Source organism: uncultured Planktosalinus sp. (assembly GCF_963973675.1).
GTDB lineage: Bacteria > Bacteroidota > Bacteroidia > Flavobacteriales > Flavobacteriaceae > Planktosalinus.
Map to the genome: position 1 here is coordinate 1 of NZ_CAXBAN010000334.1, position 3,010 is coordinate 3,010.

At 39.8% G+C, this 3,010-nt stretch carries 4 protein-coding genes; 2 read left to right on the forward strand and 2 right to left on the reverse strand.

Annotated features, from left to right (window positions below; translation table 11 throughout):
- Positions 1-248 (reverse strand): MauE/DoxX family redox-associated membrane protein (locus AACY61_RS11490; RefSeq protein WP_339611721.1); only part of this gene is annotated, 248 nt, incomplete at its 3' end.
- An 86-nt stretch (positions 249-334) separates the two neighbouring features.
- The gene (locus AACY61_RS11495) at positions 335-883 is read right to left on the reverse strand and encodes a DUF1599 domain-containing protein (protein ID WP_339611723.1); all 549 of its coding nucleotides are present in this window, start codon (positions 881-883) and stop codon (positions 335-337) included.
- 131 nt (positions 884-1,014) lie between these two features.
- On the opposite strand from AACY61_RS11495, the gene folP reads away from it, so the two are divergent.
- Positions 1,015-1,839 carry a dihydropteroate synthase gene (folP, locus tag AACY61_RS11500; protein ID WP_339611725.1) on the forward strand — a complete coding sequence of 275 codons (825 nt, stop codon included), beginning with the start codon at positions 1,015-1,017 and terminating at the stop codon, positions 1,837-1,839.
- A gap of 81 nt (positions 1,840-1,920) precedes the next feature.
- Positions 1,921-3,010, forward strand: a 1,090-nt coding sequence (locus AACY61_RS11505; protein WP_339611726.1) for an HAD-IC family P-type ATPase, incomplete at its 3' end; no start/stop codon positions are given.

Sequence of the window (3,010 nt, forward strand, 5' to 3'; positions counted from 1 at the left end):
AAACTCCAAACTGTAAATTTTTTGGCATAACCTATTAAGATCATGACACCCAATAGCACTTCATAGATAACGACAATTACAGCAATCAGCAAGGCATAAGGAACCAGAAACTCAAGGTTTAGGACACTAGGTGCGAAATAATCTTCAAGCTTAAAACCAAAACCCATCGGGTCATTGAGTTTTATTAAACCTGAAAAAATAAACAAGCCTCCAACGAGAATTCTGGAAATGTAAACAAGTGCTTTCATAGAAATCGTTTTTTTATTTTAATCAATCTGGGTAAAATCATCAAATAGTAATCGTTTCTGGTTACCCCCTTAATTTATGTGTTGTTTTAGTTGTTATGTTCTGCATTTAAATGAATCAGCGCAAAAACCGAATAATTAATCATATCCTGATAATTTGCGTCAAGTCCTTCACTCACCAGTGTTTTTCCTTGATTGTCTTCAATTTGTTTTACCCTCAATAATTTTTGGAGAATCAAATCTGTAAGTGAACTTATGCGCATTTCTCGCCACGCTTCGCCATAGTCGTGGTTTTTATTAAGCATCAGTTGTTTGGTTTCGGTGATTTTTTGGTCATATAAAGCGGTGGCTTCTTCATGCTTTAAATCGGGTTGCTCTACCACACCTTTTTCCAACTGAATAAGCGCCATCACACAATAGTTGATAATTCCAATAAATTCGCTGTTCTCATCTTCATCCACCTTGCGTTCACTTGTTTGTTGCAAACTTCGAATGCGCTGTGCTTTGATAAATATTTGATCGGTGAGAGAAGGCAATCTTAATATGCGCCAGGCTGGCCCATAATCCTTCATCTTATTAATAAACAAAGTCCTGCAGGTGACAATGACTTCATCATATTGAGCTTCAGTTGTTGACATAGGTTTTATTCAATCGGCTGTAAAGAGGTTCAATTACAAAAATACACTTTCAGGCGGGAAGTTCTAAAAAAAAGAGGAGAAAGCATTAAATTTGATGAATATTTACTTGTACACTTACGCTAAAAACGCTTATGACAATCAACTGCAAAGGAACCCTTATCGATCTATCCACACCCAAAGTGATGGGAATTCTCAACATAACACCCGATTCCTTTTATGATGGCGGCGTCCTTCAAAATGAAAAACAGATACTTGTTCAAGCCGAAAAAATGCTGAATGAGGGGGCAGCGTTTCTTGATATTGGAGGCTATAGCTCACGACCCGGCGCCACTGATATTTCAGGATCAGAAGAAATCAACCGTGTCATCCCTGCCATTGAACTCGTTCTTAAAAACTTCCCCCAAGCCCAGATTTCTATCGATACCTTTAGAAGTGAAGTGGCAAAAAAAGCCGTTGAAAGCGGCGCTGCCATCATCAATGATATTTCAGCAGGCATGCTCGATGAAGCCATGTTGCCCACCGTGGCAGAACTACAGGTGCCCTATGTAATGATGCATATGCGCGGTACCCCGCAGAATATGCAAACCCTCACCGATTATGAAAATGTAACCCTTAATGTGCTTCGTTATTTTTCTGAACGAATGGCAGCAGCACGCGCGCTCGGGATCAATGACATCATCGCTGACCCCGGATTTGGTTTTGCTAAAACCATCCCGCAAAACTTTGAAATGTTAAGCCATCTGGAGTTATTCAAAAACCTGAATGTTCCACTTCTTATTGGAGTTTCCCGAAAAGGAATGATTCACAAAACCCTAAATATCTCCCCACAGGAAGCCTTAAACGGTACCACCGCATTAAATAGTATTGCTCTTTTAAAAGGAGCAAACATCCTTAGAGTACACGATGTAAAGGAAGCAGTAGAGGTGGTGCATCTGTTTGAAGCATTAACAGCATAAGCGCTTTTGCAATTGCAAGCTGACTTATGTCATTGATTTAGACAAAAGAATTAGGTAATTTAGTTCGGTAAAAATTTACTGATGCCTTCACCCGCTAAAGCAACTACAGTGTCTTCTAAGCCTGAATTTACAGGACTTTCTGACGATGAGGTATTGCTACAGCGCACTCTGAATGGTGCGAATACAAACGAGAAAAGTAAAAATCTACTGTTTGAAAATATCCTTTCTTTTGTAAAAGAACCCATGTTTGTTCTATTACTCGTTGCTTGTGGTATCTATTTTATATTGCAGGAATATACTGAAGCCATTACGATGTTTCTGGCCCTGTTGTTTGTGGCAACTATAGATATTTATCAAAACTTCAGAAGTCAAAAAGCCGTAAAGGCCTTAAACCGCATTTCTCAAAAAAAGGCCAAAGTTATCCGTAATGGGATGACTATAGAAATAGCACCTGAGGAATTGGTGACCAACGACATCCTTATCTGTGAAGAAGGAATGATTGTTTCTGCAGATGCAGTGATTGAAGCTTCCAATGACTTTTCGCTAAACGAATCCATACTCACCGGAGAGTCGGTGGCTGTAGAAAAGTTCAAAGGGGATGAAATCAAACAAGGCACCCTTGTAGTAAGGGGGTATTGTTATGCAAAAGTAAGTGCAGTGGGTCAAAACACCGCCTTGTCAGGAATTGGAAAATTGGTGGCTTCAACTGGAAAAGAACAAACGCCGCTCCAAATAAAAGTGACCAAATTTGTAAAAGTAATGGTCATCGCAGGGGGAATTGCCTTTGCTTTTGTGTGGATTTATTATTGGTGGGAATCAAAAAGTATGTTAGTGGGTTTACTTCACGGTCTTGCCATGGCCATGTCTGTGCTTCCTGAAGAAATTCCGGTGGCTTTTTCTGCGTTTATGGCACTTGGAGCTTACCGTTTGTTTAAAAAGGGAATCATTGCCAAAACACCTAAAACGGTTGAAACTCTTGGTTCTGCAACGGTAATTTGTGTGGATAAAACAGGTACACTTACTCAAAACCTGATGCAGGTTGCCACTGTGTATGATGTACAACATAATGAAGAAATCTCCTTTTTAGAACAAGGAAAAGCAACTCCGGTTCTGGAATATGCCATGTGGGCCAGTGAAGAAAGCCCTTTTGATTCCATGGAAATCTCCATTC